Below are 17261 nucleotides of genomic sequence, written 5' to 3' on the forward strand. Positions count from 1 at the left end.
CTCAATTCACGGGCCTTGAGAAAGGCCCTCTTCATGACCACCGATACCGTAAAGCCCGACCTGCCGCTCTTCGGCCGCCCCTGGATCTTCATCCGCGGCGTTCCGGCCATGAAGTTCCTGCCGCCGGAGGGACCGCCCGAAGTGGCCTTTGCCGGTCGCTCGAACGTCGGCAAGTCGTCACTCATCAATGCGCTGGTCGGCCACAAGGGGCTTGCCCGCACATCGAACACGCCGGGCCGCACGCAGGAACTGAATTTCTTCGTGCCCGACGGTTTTTCCGGGGAAGGCGACGATCTGCCGCCGATGGCGCTCGTCGACATGCCGGGCTACGGCTATGCCCAGGCGCCGAAGGATCAGGTGGATGCCTGGACCAAGCTTGTCTTCGATTATCTGCGCGGCCGCGCCACGCTGAAGCGCGTCTACGTTCTGATCGACAGCCGGCACGGGATCAAGAAGAACGATGAAGAGGCACTGGCGCTGCTCGACAAGGCAGCCGTTTCCTACCAGATCGTGCTGACTAAGATCGACAAGATCAAGACGTCCGCCGTGCCGCAACTGATGGCGGCGACTGCGGAAAAGATCCGCAAGCGGCCTGCCGCCTATCCGGTCATCCTGTCGACCTCCTCGGAAAAGGGTGACGGGCTGGACGAATTGCGACAAGCCATCGGCGAGACGGTTGGCCGTCCGGCTTGAGCGGAAAGCGCTGACGATCGATCCTTCGCCCGCTTGAGCGGGTTTACGGCGTCAGCGTATGGCCGATCGCCAGGACCGGACCGGATGGCTTGCCGCTGATCGATCCTCCCGGCGGCTCCAGGCTGACCGACAGCGTTCCGCCCGCGGCCAGTTGCGTGCGCAGCGCCTTCGGCACGATCACCTCGCCCGACTCCGGAAGAATCCCAATCGACCGTGCCGGATCGCTGCCCTGGCTCAGCCAGAGTTCGAGCGAATGCGGACCGCCGGCTTCGGTCGCGGCAGGCAGGACTTGCAGTCGCCCCGCAACCGCATCGTAACGGGCAAGCATGCCGATGGTCTCCGGCGCTTGTGGCTGAAGGCTGGCGAGAACCGGGGGTGTGCCTTGCGGCGACACCGTGGGCCGCTCGGCAAACAAGATCGTTCCGACCAGCAGGAACAGCAAAGCGAAGGTGAGGCCGCGCCAGAGGCTTGCGGACAGCCAGACATGCAACAGCAGACGATCCTGCGCCATCGGCCTCTGCCGCAGATGTCCCGCCATCACCGGCAGCACGAGGGGAGACGATAGAAGACCCTGCTCCTCGTCCTCGAGCGTAGCGAGGTTTTCCTGCCAGCGCGCGACGATCGCTGCAAAAGCACGATCGCTGCGCAGCCGGGCTTCCACCCGTTCGCGCGCGTCCACCGAGAGCATGCCGAGCACGTATTCGCCGGCCAGCACCTCGTCGCGGGCGCGATCCCCTTCGCTCTGGTCCGGTTTCGTCATCGGGGTGGCCATCTCTCTGTTACAGGCGTGGTCACGCCGGCGGGAGCGTGCCTGAGGCAACGGCCTGCCGCCCGAGATCAGATCGAGCGCGACAGCCTGGCCAGCATCCTCCCGTGCGGCGTGTCCTTGCAGAATCCAACGCTTATCCCCGGCTGTCAATGCGGCAGGTGGCGGCAGTGCGGTGGCAGGGCGCTGTCTCGTGTGGTGCAGGAATGTTGGACACCATTATTTCCTCCGTCAAAAACATAGGCTAAAAGGCCGCACCTGATGATCCAGAGGTGTGTCGATGTCCCCTTCCGAAAGCGAAATGCAGGCCCGGCTTCTAGCGCAGGCCCTGCCCTTCATGCAGCGTTATGAAAACAAGACGATCGTCGTGAAGTATGGCGGCCACGCCATGGGCGACAGCGCGCTCGGCCGCGCCTTTGCCGAGGATATCGCGCTCCTGAAGCAGTCCGGCGTCAACCCGATCGTCGTGCACGGCGGCGGGCCGCAGATCGGCGCCATGCTGACGAAGATGGGCATCGAATCGAAATTCGAGGGCGGGCTTCGCGTCACCGACGCCAAGACGGTCGAGATCGTCGAGATGGTGCTGGCCGGTTCGATCAACAAGGAAATCGTCGCGCTGATCAACCAGACCGGCGAATGGGCGATCGGGCTTTGCGGCAAGGACGGCAACATGGTGTTTGCCGAAAAGGCCAAGAAGACCGTGATCGACCCCGACAGCAATATCGAGCGCGTGCTGGATCTCGGTTTCGTCGGCGAAGTGGTGGAAGTCGACCGCACCCTGCTCGACCTGCTCGCCAAGTCCGAGATGATCCCGGTCATCGCGCCGGTGGCACCGGGCCGCGACGGCGCGACCTACAACATCAACGCCGATACCTTTGCCGGCGCGATCGCAGGGGCCCTGCGTGCCGACCGCCTGCTCTTCCTCACCGATGTTCCGGGCGTGCTCGACAAGGACAAGAACCTGATCAAGGAACTCTCCGTGTCGCAGGCCCAGGCGCTGATCAAGGACGGCACGATTTCCGGCGGCATGATCCCGAAGGTCGAGACCTGCATCGACGCGATCAAGGCAGGCGTGCAGGGCGTCGTCATCCTGAACGGCAAGACCTCGCACTCGGTGCTGCTTGAAATCTTCACCGAAGGCGGTGCGGGAACGCTGATCGTTCCCTGACGAGCCATTGGCGGCGGCTCAGCCCGCCGCCTTCTCACCCTCTGTCTCGACGGAGGGCTTGGCGGGCCGCTTGAGGTTGAGTGCCGGCGCGCTCGCCTCGAAAGCCTCGACGCGGGCGTCATAGACGGGCGAAATCGTGCCCATCACCCGATCCCAGAACGAGAAATAATTGGCGTAGTTGAAGCGAAACTCAGCGTGGTGCTGGTCGTGATAGGTCGTGCACAGCATGGGCGACGGGTAACGTGACGTCTTCGACGCGAAATATTCAAAGCCCGCGTGACCGAAGGTGCCGTTGATCTGGTCGAACAGCCGGTGCGCCAGAAGGATGTAGGGCGAGATCGGCACGACGAAGACGACCACCGCATAAAAGCCCTGGGACAGGGCCGTATCGACCAGCCCGATCGAATCATTGCTCCAGGCGGTCGGCGCGACACTTTTGTGATGCAGCGCGTGATATTTGTAGAGCGCCTTGGTGTGCAGGGCGCGGTGGGCGAAATAGAACCAGGCGTCGAACAGAACCATGGTCAACAGGAACAGGGGCACCGCCGTCCACCAGGAAAAGGCCCAGGGGGTCAGCGCCCAGCCCTGATACTGGGCAAACAGCCCGATGGTGACGGACAGGCAGGTGATGAGGATGGACGGGAGGCTGTGCCGGATTTCCTCGCGCATGCGCTTTTCGCCACGCCGGTTCTTCTGGATACGCCGGTCGGGGTTGCGGTTGTTCAGCCAGGTGATGCCAAAGCCGAGCACGAAGTAGATCGCAACCGTGACCGCGTAGATCACGGCCAGCATCATCAGGAAAACGCTCAACCCGTCGAAGAAGGCATTCATGGCTGGACCCAAGGCAAGTGGCGGCGCTGCATGCGCCGGACAGTGGCGGTCACCCTAGCACAGATTGTGGTGAAGTCGATCTTGCAGCCCGTCTGCACGGATCACGTCCAGCCCAGCAAGGCCAGGATGCCGGCGACGATCAGCAGGCATCCCGTCACCTCCAGGCGGTTGATCTTTTCCTTGAACAGGACGACCGACGACACGAAGGTGAAGACCAGTTCGATCTGCCCGAGCGCCCTGACATAGGCCACTTGCTGCAGGGTCATGGCCGTGAACCAGCCGGCCGATCCGACGACGCCGGCAAGCCCGACGAGCGACGAGGTTTTCCAGGAGCGCACCACGCGGCCGATCTCGCTGCGGTCGGTCGCCAGCATCCAGCCCAGCATGTACAGCGTCTGGAAGCCGGTGACGCAGGCGAGCGTCACGGCGGCCTGCATCACCGCATTGGGTCCACCCAGCGACAGGGACGCGCTGCGATAGGCAACAGCCGAAATGCCGAACACGGCACCGGAGGCGATACCGATCAGCGCCGTGCGGCTCATCATGGAGGTAACGAGGCTGCCGAGCGAGAGCGGCGAGCGGGCCACCGAGATGCACATCACGCCGACCACGCCGACGATGATGGCGATCGTCGCACCAAAGGTCAGGTGCTCGCCGAGAATCAGCAAGCCGAAGATCGCCGCCTGCACCGGTTCGGTCTTGGAATAGGCCGTGCCGACGGCGAAATTGCGAAGGGTGAAGAGGTGCACGAGCATGATCGTGGCATAGATCTGCGCCAGGCCGCCGATCACCGCCCAGAGCGCAAAAGAAAGGTTCAGCGCCGGCAGGCGGTAGCCGCCGAACTGGTGCAGGGCAAAGACGTAAAGCAGTGCCACCGGAAAACCGTAGCCGAAGCGCACGAAGCTTGCGCCCCGCGTGCCGAGTTGTCCCTGCAGATGCTTCTGCAGGGTCGAGCGCAGGTTCTGCAGAAAGGCAGCGGCAATGGTGATCGGGATCCAGGCTTCCATGGATCAGCGGCTAGCACGGCCTCCGCGCGTCGCCAAGCCGGAGGGAGGCCCGATCGGTTCGCCGCTTTTCTTTGCCGTTACAAACGTGCATAAAGCGGCCATGCCCCATCTGACAGCCTCTCCCGATCCCGCCGCCTTTGCCCATGTCCGCGACTGGGTTTTCGATCTCGACAACACGCTTTATCCGCATCACGTCAATCTGTTCTCGCAGATCGACCGCAACATGACGGATTTCGTCATGGACCTGCTGCAGATGGAGCGGGAGGAGGCACGCGCGCTGCAGAAGCGCTATTACCACGAGCACGGAACGACGCTGAAAGGCCTGATGATGCATCACGGCATCAGCCCGGATGCCTTCCTCGAAAAGGCGCACGCCATCGATTATTCGGCACTTCTGCCGCATCCGGAGCTCGGGGATGCGATCAAGGCGCTGCCCGGCCGCAAGTTCATCTTCACCAACGGTACGGTGGCGCATGCGCAGGCTGCGGCCCGCGCGCTCGGCATCCTCGACCATTTCGATGACATCTTCGACATCGTTGCCGCGGAGTATGTGCCGAAACCGGCGGGAGAGACCTACAACAAGTTTGCCCATCTCAACCGCATCGATGCCAAGCATGCCGCCATGTTCGAGGATCTGCCGCGCAATCTCGCCGTGCCCCGGTCCCTCGGCATGACGACGGTTCTCCTGGTGCCGCGCAACCTTGGCGATTTTGTCATCGAACGCTGGGAGCAGGCGGACGACGCCGATCCGAACGTCGATTACATGACGGATGACCTGACGGGCTTCCTTCAGAGCCTGATGGCAGGTTGACATCCACCTTACCAAAGTTTCATCCAGCCTTACTAATGTTTAAGTGGTAGGCACCGTAGGGCGGGGTTAGGCTTCCAGTCATAGAGACAGCAAAGGAAGCAGCCTCATGACACTCAACCGCTACGTACTCGCCGCACTTGGCGCCACCTTTCTCGTTGGCGCGGCAGCACCGGCAAGCTTCGCCGCTCCCGGTCGTCCCGACCACGGCCCGGGCCGGGGACCGGAACGCGCGATGATGCAGGACATGATGTTCGTGCGGCTGCTGAAGACGGCGGACGCCAACAAGGACGGCAAGATTTCCAAGGACGAGGTTGCCGCCTGGGAAGAAACCACCTTCGCCGCGATCGATGCCAACAAGGACGGCATTTTGACGCCGGGCGAGATGCGCAACTACCGCGAAGCCCGCATGGACGAATGGCGCGAGAAGCGTCAGGCCGAACGTGCGGAAAACGGCAAGGGTCCGAAGGGCCCGGACATGGCTGCTGGCGACAATCCGCCGCCGCCCGGTCCTGATGCCCGCCCCGGCCCCCGCGAGATGGCCGATGGCGAACGGGGTCCCGGCCGCCATCATGGTGATCGTCACTGGGGCGAGCGCCACGGCATGGGCCCACGCGCCATGATGCCCGGCGTTGGTCTGGTGCGGATGATCGATACGGACGAAAACGGCCAGGTCAGCAAGGCGGAAGCCACCGCTGCGGTCGACAAGATGTTCACCCGCATGGACCGCAACAAGGACGGTTTCATCACCGTGGATGACCTGCCGGACGCTCCGTTCTGATCAACCGCCGATCGACTGACGCCCGAGATAGCCCGTTCCTGACGCCTCAGGAACGGGCTTTTTTGATGTCGTAGAAGTCTGCCAGAACCTGCCAGGCCTCGTCCGCCGTTTCGACGAAATTGATCAGATCCATGTCTTCCGGCGCAATCGTGCCGAAGTCCGCCAGCGCTTCGAAGTTGACGATCTTGCGCCAGAATTTTTCGGCAAACAGGATCAGCGGAATGCGCTCCATGCGCCGGGTCTGGATCAGCGTCAGCGCCTCGAAAAGCTCGTCCAACGTGCCGAAGCCACCGGGGAACACCACCACCGCCCGCGCCCGCATGAGGAAGTGCATCTTGCGGATGGCGAAGTAGTGGAAATTGAAGCTGAGCGCCGGCGTGACATACTGGTTCGGCGCCTGTTCATGCGGCAGCAGGATGTTGAGGCCAATAGTCGGAGCACCGGCTTCTGCCGCGCCCCGATTGCCGGCCTCCATCACGCCCGGTCCACCGCCGGTGACGACGACGAATTCCTGATGGTCAAGCGTTGCCGAATGGTCGGCACAGAGGGCGGCAAACTTGCGGGCCTCCTCGTAATAGACGGACGCTTCCTTCAAATTGCGGCTCTGCACCTCGTTACGGGCCGCCCAGGGTTCGGTGCCGGGTTCGGGAATGCGCGCGCCACCGAACAGGACGACCGTCGATTTGATGCCCATCTCGGTCAGCATCATTTCCGGCTTCAGCAGTTCCAGTTGCAGGCGCACGGGGCGCAACTCGTCCCGGCAGAGGAAATCCTCGTCCGTATAGGCGAGCCGATAGGAGGGCGATTCCGACTGCGGCGTCTTGGGGATTGCGCGTGCCCGCAGCTTATCGACGGAGCTGTCCTTCAGCGGATCGAAGACACCGCCCTTGCGCCGCATCTTCTCCTCTTTGCCTGCTGCCATGGGGATTTCCTTCAAGGCTCGAATCGCTTGCGCGCCAAAGCACATTGACGCCTGATTGGCGGTCGCTTAGAGCAATTGGCACGATTTTGCCAGCCGGCAGAGAGCTTCCCCTCATCACGTTCCCATGTGACAGCCAAGGAATTCCCATGACCAGCCCCGTGAGCAAGGATTTCTCCTCCCTCGAAGCGACGATCGAACAGGCGTTCGACAATCGCGACAGCGTCAACATCGGCACCAAGGGCGAGATCCGCGATGCCGTCGAGGAAGCGCTGAACCTTCTCGATGCCGGCACGTTGCGCGTTGCCTCGCGGGGGGCAGACGGTCAGTGGACCGTCCACCAGTGGCTGAAGAAGGCGGTTCTCCTGTCCTTCCGCCTGAACGACATGGACGTGGTCAAGGGCGGTCCGGGCGCCTCCACCTGGTGGGACAAAGTGCCCTCCAAGTTCGAAGGTTGGGGCGAGAACCAGTTCCGCGCCGCCGGCTTCCGCGCCGTACCGAATGCTGTCGTGCGCCGCTCGGCCTATGTCTCCAAGGGCGTGGTGCTGATGCCGTCCTTCGTCAACCTCGGCGCCTATGTCGGTGAAAACACGATGGTCGACACCTGGGCGACCGTCGGCTCCTGCGCCCAGATCGGCGCCAATGTGCATCTCTCCGGCGGCGTCGGCATCGGCGGCGTGCTGGAGCCGCTGCAGGCGGGTCCGACGATCATCGAGGACAACTGCTTCATCGGCGCCCGTTCGGAAGTGGTCGAAGGCTGCATCATCCGCGAAGGTTCGGTGCTCGGCATGGGCGTCTATATCGGCAAGTCGACCAAGATCGTCGATCGCGCCACCGGCGACGTGATGTATGGCGAAGTGCCGCCCTATTCCGTCGTGGTTGCCGGATCGATGCCGTCGGCCAACGCCACCATGGGCAATGGCCTGCCGGCCCCGCATCTTTACTGCGCCGTTATCGTCAAGCGCGTCGATGAAAAGACCCGTTCGAAGACCGGCATCAACGAGCTGCTGCGCGACTGATCCGAGAACCCCGCATGTCCGTCACCGATCCGGTCGAGAATCTTCGCGCCCTCATCCGCTGCCCATCCGTGACACCGGCTGAAGGTGGCGCGCTTTCGGTTCTTCAAGCCACGCTCACGCCGCTCGGCTTTGCCGTCGAGCGGGTGACGGCGCAGGACGAGGGCACGCCGGACATCGAGAACCTCTATGCTCGGCTCGGCCTAAGCGGGCCGCACCTGATGTTTGCCGGGCACACGGACGTCGTTCCCGTCGGGGATGAAACGGCCTGGACCCATGCGCCTTTCGCTGCCGAGATTGACGGCGGGGAGATGTTCGGCCGCGGCGCCGTCGATATGAAGGGCGGCATTGCCTGCTTTGTCGCGGCGGTTGCCCGCCATGTCGAAAAGCACGGCGCGCCAAAAGGCTGCATCTCCTTCCTGATCACCGGCGACGAGGAAGGTCCGGCGATCAACGGTACCGTGAAGCTGCTGGAATGGGCCGCCGAGAAGGGCGAGCGCTGGGATGCCGCGCTGGTCGGCGAGCCGACCAATCCCGAGCAGCTGGGCGACATGATCAAGATCGGCCGCCGCGGCTCGATCTCCGGTTTCGTTACCATCCACGGTGTGCAGGGGCATGTCGCCTATCCGCATCTCGCCGACAATCCGCTGCGGGCGGCGACGGCCATGGCGCAGGCGCTGATGGTGCCGCCGCTCGATGCGGGCACCGAAAACTTCCCGCCGACCAATCTTGAAGTTACGAACATCGATACGGGCAACACGGCGACGAATGTCATTCCCGCCAAGGCGCGGCTCGCGTTCAACGTCCGCTTCAACGACCTTTGGAGCGTCGAAAGCCTGCAGGCCGAGCTTCTGCGCCGGCTGGACGCCGCGGCCGCTGATTCGGACCTCAGGCCCGGCCGCGATCCGATCCGCTACGACATCACCTGGTCCGAACGGCCGAGCCATGTGTTTTTGACCCGCAACAATGCGCTGATCTCGTCGCTGTCCGGCGCCGTGGAAGCCGTGACCGGGCGGGTGCCGTCTCTATCCGCCACCGGCGGCACATCGGATGCGCGCTTCATCAAGGATTACTGCCCTGTCGTTGAGTTTGGCCTTGTCGGCCAGACCATGCACATGGTGGACGAGCGGGTGGCGCTTGCCGATCTCGAGACCCTGACGCGGATCTACGAGACCTTCCTGGAACGCTGGTTCGCCCATGCAGCTGCCTAGCGAGCTTGTTCATCCTCTGGCGGGTCTCAGGCTTCTCGCCAGGGGTGATGCACGCGGGCTTTCCCATTTCGACATTTCCGATGACGGCGTGATCCGCTCCTTCCGGGCGGCGCTGTTCTGCCTGCCGGCGTTGATCGTCTATGCGGTGCTGCGGCGGATCGAATTCCTGCAGGTGCTTCCCGATCTCGGGCGCCCGCACCTGGTCTATATCTTCCAGGTTCTGGTGATCGAGGCGAGCAACTGGTGTTTTGCCGTTGTCTTCCTGATGCTGGCCGGATTTATGCTGGGCCTGCGGCCCCTGGTCCGCCCGCTGATCGTGATGCTGAACTGGGCGGCAGTACCCTTCGTCTATGCGGTCGGCATCCTGCTCTACCCCGTCCTGCTGCTGCTCGACGACCGTTCCACGCTGCAATGGATGGCTGCGACACTGCTGATGCTTGCAACCCTCATCGGCAGCTTGATCCTCCTCTGGCGCATATTGCATACCGTGATCGGCGGCCCCAAATGGAGACGAACGGCATTCCTACTCCTGACGATCCTGCCGCCGCTCTGGATGACCCACTCTCTTGAAAAGGCCATGGGACTGATCGTTGCCCATGGCTGACATCGCTACCCCGCCCGGAGGCCTTCTGCTTGCCTGCCCTTTCTGAAGTGAAACATTATCTCTTCGGCCTCTGGTTGCTGGTGAAGGGCAACCGCGCCGGTTTCCAATATCTCGACGTGAGCGACCGTGGCATGATGCGCTCGTTCTGGGCCATCGTCTGGTGCCTGCCGGCGATCGGGCTCTCCTGGATCTGGTGGCGGCTCGCGTTCATCGATGATCTGGCGCCGGGCGAGACACTGGGCGCCCTCTTCTTCTTCCGCATGGCGATGCTGGAGGCGGCAAACTGGCTGATCCCGATCGTGCTGGCGGGCGTTCTGGCGGGTCTGCTTGGCATCGGCAAACACTATCCGGCCGTCGTGCTCACCACGAACTGGCTGTCGGTGCCGTTCGCCTATGTCTACAGCGTACTCAGCCTGCTGCTGATCCTCGTTCCGGGGCTGACCGGGCTGATTGCGCTTGTCTGGCTCGCCGCCATCATCGCGCTCGTGGTTTCGCTCAGCCGGATCCTCAGAATGTTCTTCGGCGATCAGAAGCTGATGATCGCGACGATGACGATGGTGCTGATCGTCCCGTCACTCATCCTCTCCGACGTGCTGGAGCAGTTTCTCGGCGTCTATCCCGGCTGATCCGGCGCCTTCCGGATAATCGACCTGCATGAAGTAGAGGCCCTCCGGCGGCGCCACGGGGCCGCAGGCGGCGCGATCCCTTGCCTCAAGAGCGGCTCGCACATCTTCCGGCGTCATGCGGCCTTCGCCGGCGAGCTTCAGCGTGCCGGCAAAGGAGCGGATCTGGTTGTGCAGAAAACTCTGCGCCGAGGCGCGGATCTCGATCAGGTCACCGTCTCTTGTCACATCCAGCCGGTCGAGCGTGCGCATGGGGCTGTTCGCCTGGCAATGCGCCGAGCGGAAGGTGGTAAAGTCATGATGGCCGATCAGCGTCTGGGCGGCCGCATGCATGGCCTCGTGATCGAGCGGCTTTGACACCCACCAGGCCCGTTTCGCTTCGATCGCCAGCGGCGAGGCGCGCGAGATGATACGGTAGAGATAATGGCGGCGCAGCGCGGAAAAGCGTGCGTCAAAGCCGTCGCCGACCGCCTCGACGGAGAGAATCGACACGCCTTCTCCTGCCATAGCGAGATGCGCATTCAGCGCATTGCGCAGCTTGTAGGGTACCCAGGCGCGGGAGAGATCCGCGTGGATCACCTGGCCGCGCGCATGCACGCCGGAATCCGTGCGGCCTGCCGCCCGGATGGACACGGTTTCGGTCGTCAGAGACAGGATGGCTTTTTCGATGGCCGACTGGACGGAATGGCCATTCTCCTGCCGCTGCCAGCCGACATAGGGCGTACCGTCATATTCGACGGTCATCTTGAAACGCGGCATCAGGCGAGCCTCGTGCCGGGGGCAAGTGGCGTGCCGCGCAGAAAATCCTCGGCGTTCAGCGGCTTCCCGCCCGCCTTCTGCAGCCGCGTCAACCGCACGGCGCCCTCACCGCAGGCAACCGTCAGCCGGTCGTCGAGCACCGTGCCCGCCGCCCCCTGCCCTTGCCCCAGCGTGCTCGCCAGAACCTTGATGCGTTCCGGCTTGCCGTTGATCTCGGCTTCGAACCAGGCGCCCGGAAACGGCGACAGGCCGCGGATATGGTTGTGAACAGTCTTCGCCGGGCGCGAAAAATCGATCCGCGTTTCGCCCTTGTCGATCTTGGCGGCGTAGAGCACCCCCTCCTCCGACTGAACCGTGAGCCGAAGGTCGTCCGCCTCCAGTTTCGCCATGGCCTCGACCATGGCCCGGGCACCGACCTGCATCAGCGTATCATGCAATTCGCCGGCCGTGGTCTCAGGGTCGATCGGCACTTCCGCTGTCAGCGCCACGGGGCCGGTATCCAGCCCCTTTTCCATTTTCATCACCATCATGCCGGTCTTGTCATCGCCGGTCATGATCGCCCTCTGGATGGGAGCCGCACCCCGCCAGCGCGGCAGAAGCGAGGCATGGCCGTTGTAACAGCCGAGCCGCGTTCCTTCGAGAACCTCGACCGGCAGCAGAAGGCCATAGGCCACCACCACCGCCACATCCGCCGCATGGGCACGGAAACGGGCGCGCTCCTCCGGGTCCTTGAAATTCAGCGGCGTCAGCACCGGAATGTCGAGAAGCTCTGCGGCCTGATGCACCGGCGACTTCTGGAGATCCAGGCCGCGACGGCCACCGGGACGCGGCGGCTGGGTGTAGACCGCGACGATCTCATGACCCGCCTCCTTCAGCGCCTTGAGCGTCGGCACGGAAAAATCGGGTGTGCCCATGAAGATGATGCGCAGAGCCATACGTCGGATCTCCTCGTTTCGATCAGGCGCCTTCAAACGGGTTTACAAGCCGAAGATCAAGCCCTTCGAAGTCTTTTGTGTTGCGGGTGGCAAGGGTTGCGCCATGAGCAAGGCAGATGGCGGCGATCATGGCGTCCTTCGTCTCGATGTCATGACCCGCGGAATGTCGGCGCGCGGAAATCACTCCGTACACATGAGCGGCCCCCGTCGAAAATGGCAGGATCCGGTCTGCAAACTCGGCTTCCAGCCGCAAATAGGTTTCCGTCAGTTTTGCCTTGCGCGCTCCCTCGGGCAGAAGGGCAAGACCAAAATGGATCTCGGCAACCGTGATCGTCGTCAGGAAAACCTCTGATGCCGAGAAGCCATCCAACCATCCCAACAGATGATCGCTATGTTTTCGACCTTTCAGTTCGGAAAAGACGTTGGTGTCGAGAACGATCATTCGTCGAAACGCGGTGACGGGCGATCTTTCGCGTGACGCAACGCGTCGATTTCAGCAAGTTCCTGTTCCGTCCAGGTCGCTTCATTCGCAAGAATAGATCGCAGACGATGCCCCGCCTTTTCCGGCGCTGCAGACTTTGCCAACTGCAGCTCGCGCCCGAGGATTTCCGTCACTTCATCGGAAACACTGCGCCCCGAGCGCTCGGCCCGTGCGTCGAGGCTCTGGCGCATGGCATCGGGAATGTTGCGGATCAAAAGGTCACCCACGGGCAGTCCTCCTGGATATCATCCGATATCATAGGAGCGCGTGCCCGCTGCTTCAAGCGGTCAGATGGCCTTTGTCTTGGCCGCCTTGGTGAACTTCTTGATCACCATCTCGCGCTTCAGCCGCGAGATGTGATCGATGAACAGCACGCCGTTCAGGTGATCGATCTCGTGCTGCAGACAGGTGGCGAGAAGGCCATCGGCCTCCATCCGGTGCTGCTTGCCGTCGCGACCGACATATTCCATCGTCACGGCAGCCGGGCGCTCCACCTCGGCGTAATAGTCCGGGATCGACAGGCAGCCTTCCTCATAGACCGAGCGCTCATCCGAGGAGGTGAGGATCTGCGGATTGATCACCACCAGCGGCTGTTTCTCTTCGCCTTCGCGGGAGACATCGACCACAAGGATACGGCGCGCCACGCCGATCTGGATGCCGGCGAGCCCGATGCCGGGTGCGTCATACATGGTTTCCAGCATGTCGTCGGCAAGCTTCAGCACGTCGGCATCGATCTGCTCGATCGGCTTCGACACCTGACGCAGCAGGGGATCGGGAAGAATGATAAGCGGCTTGATCGTCATGCGCTTCCCATAACGCATCTTTTTTTCGGATGAAACTGGTCAAAAAGCTGCAACAGAAGGAATTCCGCGCTTTGTTCCCGTTTTGATCTTTTCGCAAACCGACTTCTCGGCTAGGGTTCCGCCATGCAACCCTCATCCGACACCCTCGCCGATCGTCTTGCCACCCTGCTGGAAGGAACGAACAGCCTTATCCTGCTGGCAGCTTTCGTCATCATCGTGATGGTGGCGCTGGTCCTCCGCCGATCCGCCACCCTGCGCCGGGAGGAGATGGAGAACCGCCTCGATACGCTTCTGCGCGCACAGGCGGAAATGCAGGGGCGTGTCTCAGCGATGACGGAAGCGCTCAGCAGCCGGCAGGCGGAACTCAACCGCGCCGTGAATCAGCGGCTCGACGGCATGACCCATAGGCTCGGCTCCAGCATTGCCGAACAGACCAAATCCACGCACGACAACCTGCGCAAGCTGCAGGAACGGCTGGCGGTGATCGATGCGGCGCAAAACAACATCCAGACGCTCGCCAAGGATGTGGTCGGGCTTCAGGCGATCCTCTCCAACAAGCAGACCCGCGGCGCCTTCGGCCAGGGACGGATGGAGGCAATCGTTGCCGATGGCCTGCCGCAAGGCACCTACAGTTTTCAGACCACGCTATCGAACGGGCTCAGGCCGGACTGCACCATCACCATGCCGAACGGCGCGCCGCCTCTGGTGATCGACGCGAAATTTCCGCTGGAGGCTTGGCACGCCTTCCGCGACGCGGCCCATCCAGACCAGCGCAAGCTGGCCGGCCAGCAGTTCCGCCGCGATCTCGAGACCCATATCAAGGACATCGCCGAGAAGTATCTGATTACAGGAGAGACACAGGAGACCGCCTTCCTGTTCGTGCCCTCGGAATCGATCTTCGCCGAGATCCACGAGCATTTCGAGGGCGTCATCCAGAAGGCACAGCGGTTGCGCATCGTCATCGTCTCGCCGTCGCTGCTGATGCTGTCGATCCAGGTGCTGCAGGCACTGCTGAAGGACCAGCGCATGCGCGAGCAGGCGCATCTCATTCAGAGCGAGGTGGCATTGCTGATGGATGATCTCTCGCGGTTGGATGACCGCACCCGCAAGCTGCAGGGGCACTTCCTGATGGCGCAGAAGGATATCGAGCAGATCCTCACCTCCTCCGACAAACTGTCGCGCCGCGGCGCCCGTATCGGCGCGCTGGAACTGGAACAGATGGCAGCGGAGCCACCGGTTGCCGAACGCAGCGTCGAGAGCCGCACGGGCCTTCTCAAGCTGAGGGTGGTTGACGAGGATTGATGCTCTCAGGCAGTGTCCGCGCCACATTCGACATCAACCGGGTTGCTTCCTCATGATTACCGTCTTCGGCTCCGTCAACATGGATCTCATCGCTACGACTGTTCGCCTCCCGCAACCGGGCGAGACGGTGGCCGGCACCGGTTTTGCCACCGCCGCCGGCGGCAAGGGCGCCAACCAGGCGCTCGCCGCACAAAGGGCCGGCTCATCCGTGCGGATGGTGTCCGCCGTCGGCAGGGATGGGTTTGCCGAGCCGGCGCTTGCGCTCCTAAAGGAAGCAGGTACCGACCTTTCCGGCGTCAAGCGGGTGGATGAACCGACGGGCACCGCGCTGATTCTCGTCGGCGGCGACGGGGAGAACATGATTGCGGTCGTGCCGGGCGCCAATGGCACTGTCACGGCAGCCGATGCCGATGCGGCGGTCGCGGCCATGGATGCCGGCGACATGCTGATGATGCAGATGGAAGTGCCGGCCGACGCCGTCGAGCAGGCGTTCACGGCGGCAAAGGCCCGAGGCGTCCGCACACTGTTCAACACTGCGCCGCTGACGCAGGACGCGGTCCGTCTGGCCCGCTTGGCCTCGATCCTCGTCTCGAACGAAACCGAGTTCGAACTGCTGATCGGCCGCAAGGATCTGTCTGCCGAGGCGCGGATCGAGGCCATGCGCGGCCTGCATGCGGAGACGGGCCAGACCCTGGTCGTCACTCTCGGCGGAGACGGTGTCGTGGCCCTGCACGAAGGCACCCTTCTCACGAGCGCCGGCCTGACGATCGAACCGATGGACACGGTCGGCGCCGGCGACACGTTTTGCGGATATCTGGCCGCAAGCCTCGACCAGGGCCTGCCGTTCGACGTGGCCCTGCGGCGCGCCGCCGTTGCCGGATCGTTGGCCTGCCTGAAGCCGGGTGCCCAGCCCGCCATTCCGCTGGCCGCAGACGTTGATGCGAAAGTCTGAGACAGGCCGCCGCCGATTGCCGTGATCTCGGCTGACCGGCGCTTGCGAAGGTTCCATGGCTCTCCCATATAGGGCCCAGCAGGCGCAGGCCATACCTGGATGCGCGCGCGGTCGCTTGTGTTCAAGGACTGAGAGATGAGCCGGATGACACCGTTTACCAGCCCGCTCCTTCTGGGCTTCGACAGCATGGAAAAGACGCTGGAGCGTCTTGCAAAAGCCAATGATGGCTACCCGCCGTATAACATCGAGCGGATGCGGGCAGAGGTTTCCGGGGAACCGGAGCGGCTGCGAATCACCCTTGCCGTTGCGGGCTTCTCCGAGGAGGAACTGGATGTCAGCCTGGAGGAGAACCAGCTGATCATTCGAGGCCGACAGGTGGAGACCGCAGAACGCGATTTTCTCTATCGCGGCATCGCTGCCCGGCAATTCCAGCGCGTCTTCGTGCTGGCCGACGGAATGCAGGTGTCCGGCGCGCGTTTGCGCAATGGCCTTCTGTCCGTCGATCTCATTCGGCCGGAACCGGAGCGCATGGTGCGAAAAATTAATATTTCCGTCTCAGACTGATCTCGTGGCAGCAATGCCGGATGTAGAGAAGTCGGAGGCTTTCATGCTCCTCAAGAACGCGACGTCGCGTCTCACCCAGTCGGAACTCGCCCATCTGGGTTCTGGTGAAGTCGGTTATATTCGCAAGATGCGATCGGAAGAAGTGTCGCGCTGCTTCCCGGAAGCGCCGGATATCGATCCTGCGCTTGATCTCTGGGCCCTGTTCGGCGCTGACGGCACGCCGATCCTGCTGACGGACAACCGGTCCAGCACCTTCTTCAAGGCTGCCGAGGACGACCTGAAGACCGTCAGCCTTCACTGACGGTCGAAGCGGCCAGTCGCTTCAGATCTCAACTTTCACGAATGTCAGATAGGCAGACGAGCGGCCCTCGCGCCGCGCCTTTGCCTCATAACGGGTTCCCGGCCATGTAGGGAACGGCGTGAGCCAGTCGGCGGGTTCATTGGCGGTCCAGGCAAATCCCTGGTGATCGCGGCAATGCTGCAGCGTCCAGTTGACGTAGGTGTCGATATCGGAGGCGAAGCAGAACAGCCCGCCCGGTTTCAGCACGCGATGGAAGCGCGTGAGGTTCACCTTCGAGACGAAGCGCCGTTTCCAGTGCTTTTTCTTCGGCCACGGATCGGGATACAGCAGATCGATACGGTCGATCGAGCCCTCCGGCAGCCAGTCGAGCAACTTCGTCGCATCATCATCATGCACCCGGATATTGCGAAGCTCGAGTTCCTCGACCTTGGCCAGCAGCTTCGCCATCGAGTTGACGAAGGGCTCGACCCCGATGAAGCCCGTCGTCGGCTTCTCGACGGCACGGTGGACGAGATGCTCGCCACCGCCAAAGCCGATTTCCAGCCTCAGCGTGTCGACCGGAACCGGAAACAGGCTCTTCAGATCCTGTGGCGCTGCCGCGTCAAGATCAAGCTTCAGTTCGGGCAGGAGCGCCGTCATCAGATCGACCTGACGCTCCCGCAATGCCTTACCCTTGCGCCGGCCAAAAAAGGCCTCGGTGGACCGCGACCGGCGCTCGGTATCGTCTGACGACATGT

Annotated in this window: 22 protein-coding genes; 12 read left to right on the forward strand and 10 right to left on the reverse strand. The window is 62.9% G+C overall.

Features of this window, described 5'->3' with window-relative positions:
* Positions 1 to 33 precede the first annotated feature (33 nt).
* Positions 34 to 693, forward strand: coding sequence for a ribosome biogenesis GTP-binding protein YihA/YsxC (yihA, locus tag G6N78_RS03635; protein ID WP_165215827.1), 660 nt, complete (start codon positions 34 to 36; stop codon positions 691 to 693).
* Positions 694 to 736: 43 nt separating this feature from the next.
* Here the strand turns inward: yihA and G6N78_RS03640 are convergent, their stop codons facing one another.
* Entirely contained in the window at positions 737 to 1453 is a 717-nt protein-coding gene (locus G6N78_RS03640; RefSeq protein WP_165215829.1) for an anti-sigma factor, read from the reverse strand.
* A gap of 286 nt (positions 1454 to 1739) precedes the next feature.
* Between G6N78_RS03640 and argB the strand changes: the two genes are divergently transcribed.
* Complete coding sequence (gene argB, locus G6N78_RS03645) at positions 1740 to 2627, forward strand: acetylglutamate kinase (RefSeq protein ID WP_165215830.1); 888 nt, start codon at positions 1740 to 1742, stop codon at positions 2625 to 2627.
* Between the two features lie 18 nt (positions 2628 to 2645).
* Here the strand turns inward: argB and G6N78_RS03650 are convergent, their stop codons facing one another.
* Positions 2646 to 3458, reverse strand: a complete 813-nt coding sequence (locus G6N78_RS03650; protein WP_165215832.1) for a sterol desaturase family protein — start codon at positions 3456 to 3458, stop codon at positions 2646 to 2648.
* 101 nt (positions 3459 to 3559) lie between these two features.
* Positions 3560 to 4465, reverse strand: coding sequence for an EamA family transporter (locus tag G6N78_RS03655; protein ID WP_165215833.1), 906 nt, complete (start codon positions 4463 to 4465; stop codon positions 3560 to 3562).
* Between the two features lie 100 nt (positions 4466 to 4565).
* On the opposite strand from G6N78_RS03655, the gene G6N78_RS03660 reads away from it, so the two are divergent.
* Both G6N78_RS03660 and G6N78_RS03665 read left to right on the forward strand, forming a co-directional pair.
* Entirely contained in the window at positions 4566 to 5276 is a 711-nt protein-coding gene (locus tag G6N78_RS03660) for a pyrimidine 5'-nucleotidase (RefSeq protein ID WP_165215835.1), read from the forward strand.
* Between the two features lie 106 nt (positions 5277 to 5382).
* Positions 5383 to 6054: an EF-hand domain-containing protein gene (locus tag G6N78_RS03665; protein WP_165215837.1), complete on the forward strand. Its 672-nt coding sequence runs from the start codon at positions 5383 to 5385 to the stop codon at positions 6052 to 6054.
* A 46-nt stretch (positions 6055 to 6100) separates the two neighbouring features.
* Here G6N78_RS03665 and G6N78_RS03670 read toward each other — a convergent pair whose 3' ends face one another.
* Positions 6101 to 6976, reverse strand: coding sequence for an LOG family protein (locus G6N78_RS03670; RefSeq protein WP_165215838.1), 876 nt, complete (start codon positions 6974 to 6976; stop codon positions 6101 to 6103).
* 146 nt (positions 6977 to 7122) lie between these two features.
* On the opposite strand from G6N78_RS03670, the gene dapD reads away from it, so the two are divergent.
* The 4 genes from dapD to G6N78_RS03690 are packed head-to-tail and all read left to right on the forward strand — an operon-like array spanning position 7123 to position 10430.
* Complete coding sequence (dapD, locus tag G6N78_RS03675; protein ID WP_165215840.1) at positions 7123 to 7992, forward strand: 2,3,4,5-tetrahydropyridine-2,6-dicarboxylate N-succinyltransferase; 870 nt, start codon at positions 7123 to 7125, stop codon at positions 7990 to 7992.
* A 14-nt stretch (positions 7993 to 8006) separates the two neighbouring features.
* Positions 8007 to 9200: a succinyl-diaminopimelate desuccinylase gene (gene dapE, locus G6N78_RS03680; protein WP_165215847.1), complete on the forward strand. Its 1194-nt coding sequence runs from the start codon at positions 8007 to 8009 to the stop codon at positions 9198 to 9200.
* Positions 9187 to 9804, forward strand: a complete 618-nt coding sequence (locus tag G6N78_RS03685) for a hypothetical protein (protein ID WP_165215848.1) — start codon at positions 9187 to 9189, stop codon at positions 9802 to 9804. The genes dapE and G6N78_RS03685 overlap by 14 nt, the downstream gene beginning before the upstream one ends.
* A 29-nt stretch (positions 9805 to 9833) precedes the next feature.
* The gene (locus tag G6N78_RS03690) at positions 9834 to 10430 is read left to right on the forward strand and encodes a hypothetical protein (protein WP_165215850.1); all 597 of its coding nucleotides are present in this window, start codon (positions 9834 to 9836) and stop codon (positions 10428 to 10430) included.
* On the opposite strand, the gene truA is transcribed toward G6N78_RS03690, so the two are convergent.
* The 5 genes from truA to def are packed head-to-tail and all read right to left on the reverse strand — an operon-like array spanning position 10377 to position 13405.
* Positions 10377 to 11186 carry a tRNA pseudouridine(38-40) synthase TruA gene (truA, locus tag G6N78_RS03695; RefSeq protein WP_165215851.1) on the reverse strand — a complete coding sequence of 270 codons (810 nt, stop codon included), beginning with the start codon at positions 11184 to 11186 and terminating at the stop codon, positions 10377 to 10379. The genes G6N78_RS03690 and truA overlap by 54 nt on opposite strands.
* Complete coding sequence (gene fmt / locus G6N78_RS03700) at positions 11186 to 12121, reverse strand: methionyl-tRNA formyltransferase (protein WP_165215853.1); 936 nt, start codon at positions 12119 to 12121, stop codon at positions 11186 to 11188. Before fmt ends, truA begins: the two co-directional genes overlap by 1 nt.
* A gap of 22 nt (positions 12122 to 12143) precedes the next feature.
* Complete coding sequence (locus G6N78_RS03705) at positions 12144 to 12563, reverse strand: type II toxin-antitoxin system VapC family toxin (protein ID WP_165215854.1); 420 nt, start codon at positions 12561 to 12563, stop codon at positions 12144 to 12146.
* Positions 12560 to 12829, reverse strand: a complete 270-nt coding sequence (locus G6N78_RS03710; protein ID WP_165215855.1) for a FitA-like ribbon-helix-helix domain-containing protein — start codon at positions 12827 to 12829, stop codon at positions 12560 to 12562. The genes G6N78_RS03705 and G6N78_RS03710 overlap by 4 nt, the downstream gene beginning before the upstream one ends.
* A gap of 60 nt (positions 12830 to 12889) precedes the next feature.
* The gene (gene def, locus G6N78_RS03715; protein WP_272955627.1) at positions 12890 to 13405 is read right to left on the reverse strand and encodes a peptide deformylase; all 516 of its coding nucleotides are present in this window, start codon (positions 13403 to 13405) and stop codon (positions 12890 to 12892) included.
* Positions 13406 to 13528: 123 nt separating this feature from the next.
* Between def and G6N78_RS03720 the strand changes: the two genes are divergently transcribed.
* The 4 genes from G6N78_RS03720 (at position 13529) to G6N78_RS03735 (ending at position 16524) form a co-directional block, all read left to right on the forward strand.
* A complete protein-coding gene (locus G6N78_RS03720; protein WP_165215858.1) occupies positions 13529 to 14707 on the forward strand; it encodes a DNA recombination protein RmuC in 1179 nt (392 codons plus the stop codon).
* Between the two features lie 52 nt (positions 14708 to 14759).
* On the forward strand, positions 14760 to 15659 hold the full coding sequence (locus tag G6N78_RS03725) for a ribokinase (RefSeq protein ID WP_165215859.1): 900 nt from the start codon (positions 14760 to 14762) through the stop codon (positions 15657 to 15659).
* A gap of 135 nt (positions 15660 to 15794) precedes the next feature.
* Entirely contained in the window at positions 15795 to 16223 is a 429-nt protein-coding gene (locus G6N78_RS03730) for an Hsp20 family protein (protein WP_165215860.1), read from the forward strand.
* A gap of 43 nt (positions 16224 to 16266) precedes the next feature.
* Positions 16267 to 16524, forward strand: coding sequence for a BQ00720 family protein (locus tag G6N78_RS03735; RefSeq protein WP_165215861.1), 258 nt, complete (start codon positions 16267 to 16269; stop codon positions 16522 to 16524).
* Positions 16525 to 16545: 21 nt separating this feature from the next.
* On the opposite strand, the gene trmB is transcribed toward G6N78_RS03735, so the two are convergent.
* Positions 16546 to 17259 (reverse strand): tRNA (guanosine(46)-N7)-methyltransferase TrmB, encoded by a 714-nt coding sequence (trmB, locus tag G6N78_RS03740; protein WP_165215862.1) that lies wholly within the window; start codon positions 17257 to 17259, stop codon positions 16546 to 16548.
* Between the last annotated feature and the right edge of the window lie 2 nt (positions 17260 to 17261).

It is taken from the genome of Allorhizobium pseudoryzae (assembly GCF_011046245.1).
GTDB lineage: Bacteria > Pseudomonadota > Alphaproteobacteria > Rhizobiales > Rhizobiaceae > Neorhizobium > Neorhizobium pseudoryzae.

Coding starts and splice junctions, on each gene's coding strand:
- G6N78_RS03670 (WP_165215838.1), bottom strand. CDS start 6,976: ATGGCAGCAGGCAAAGAGGAGAAGATGCGGCGCAAGGGCGGTGTCTTC.
- dapE (WP_165215847.1), top strand. CDS start 8,007: ATGTCCGTCACCGATCCGGTCGAGAATCTTCGCGCCCTCATCCGCTGC.
- G6N78_RS03665 (WP_165215837.1), top strand. CDS start 5,383: ATGACACTCAACCGCTACGTACTCGCCGCACTTGGCGCCACCTTTCTC.
- G6N78_RS03725 (WP_165215859.1), top strand. CDS start 14,760: ATGATTACCGTCTTCGGCTCCGTCAACATGGATCTCATCGCTACGACT.
- G6N78_RS03660 (WP_165215835.1), top strand. CDS start 4,566: ATGCCCCATCTGACAGCCTCTCCCGATCCCGCCGCCTTTGCCCATGTC.
- G6N78_RS03685 (WP_165215848.1), top strand. CDS start 9,187: ATGCAGCTGCCTAGCGAGCTTGTTCATCCTCTGGCGGGTCTCAGGCTT.
- G6N78_RS03705 (WP_165215854.1), bottom strand. CDS start 12,563: ATGATCGTTCTCGACACCAACGTCTTTTCCGAACTGAAAGGTCGAAAA.
- dapD (WP_165215840.1), top strand. CDS start 7,123: ATGACCAGCCCCGTGAGCAAGGATTTCTCCTCCCTCGAAGCGACGATC.
- G6N78_RS03720 (WP_165215858.1), top strand. CDS start 13,529: ATGCAACCCTCATCCGACACCCTCGCCGATCGTCTTGCCACCCTGCTG.
- truA (WP_165215851.1), bottom strand. CDS start 11,186: ATGCCGCGTTTCAAGATGACCGTCGAATATGACGGTACGCCCTATGTC.
- def (WP_272955627.1), bottom strand. CDS start 13,405: ATGACGATCAAGCCGCTTATCATTCTTCCCGATCCCCTGCTGCGTCAG.
- G6N78_RS03640 (WP_165215829.1), bottom strand. CDS start 1,453: ATGACGAAACCGGACCAGAGCGAAGGGGATCGCGCCCGCGACGAGGTG.
- fmt (WP_165215853.1), bottom strand. CDS start 12,121: ATGGCTCTGCGCATCATCTTCATGGGCACACCCGATTTTTCCGTGCCG.
- argB (WP_165215830.1), top strand. CDS start 1,740: ATGTCCCCTTCCGAAAGCGAAATGCAGGCCCGGCTTCTAGCGCAGGCC.
- G6N78_RS03655 (WP_165215833.1), bottom strand. CDS start 4,465: ATGGAAGCCTGGATCCCGATCACCATTGCCGCTGCCTTTCTGCAGAAC.
- G6N78_RS03735 (WP_165215861.1), top strand. CDS start 16,267: ATGCTCCTCAAGAACGCGACGTCGCGTCTCACCCAGTCGGAACTCGCC.
- yihA (WP_165215827.1), top strand. CDS start 34: ATGACCACCGATACCGTAAAGCCCGACCTGCCGCTCTTCGGCCGCCCC.
- trmB (WP_165215862.1), bottom strand. CDS start 17,259: ATGTCGTCAGACGATACCGAGCGCCGGTCGCGGTCCACCGAGGCCTTT.
- G6N78_RS03730 (WP_165215860.1), top strand. CDS start 15,795: ATGAGCCGGATGACACCGTTTACCAGCCCGCTCCTTCTGGGCTTCGAC.
- G6N78_RS03650 (WP_165215832.1), bottom strand. CDS start 3,458: ATGAATGCCTTCTTCGACGGGTTGAGCGTTTTCCTGATGATGCTGGCC.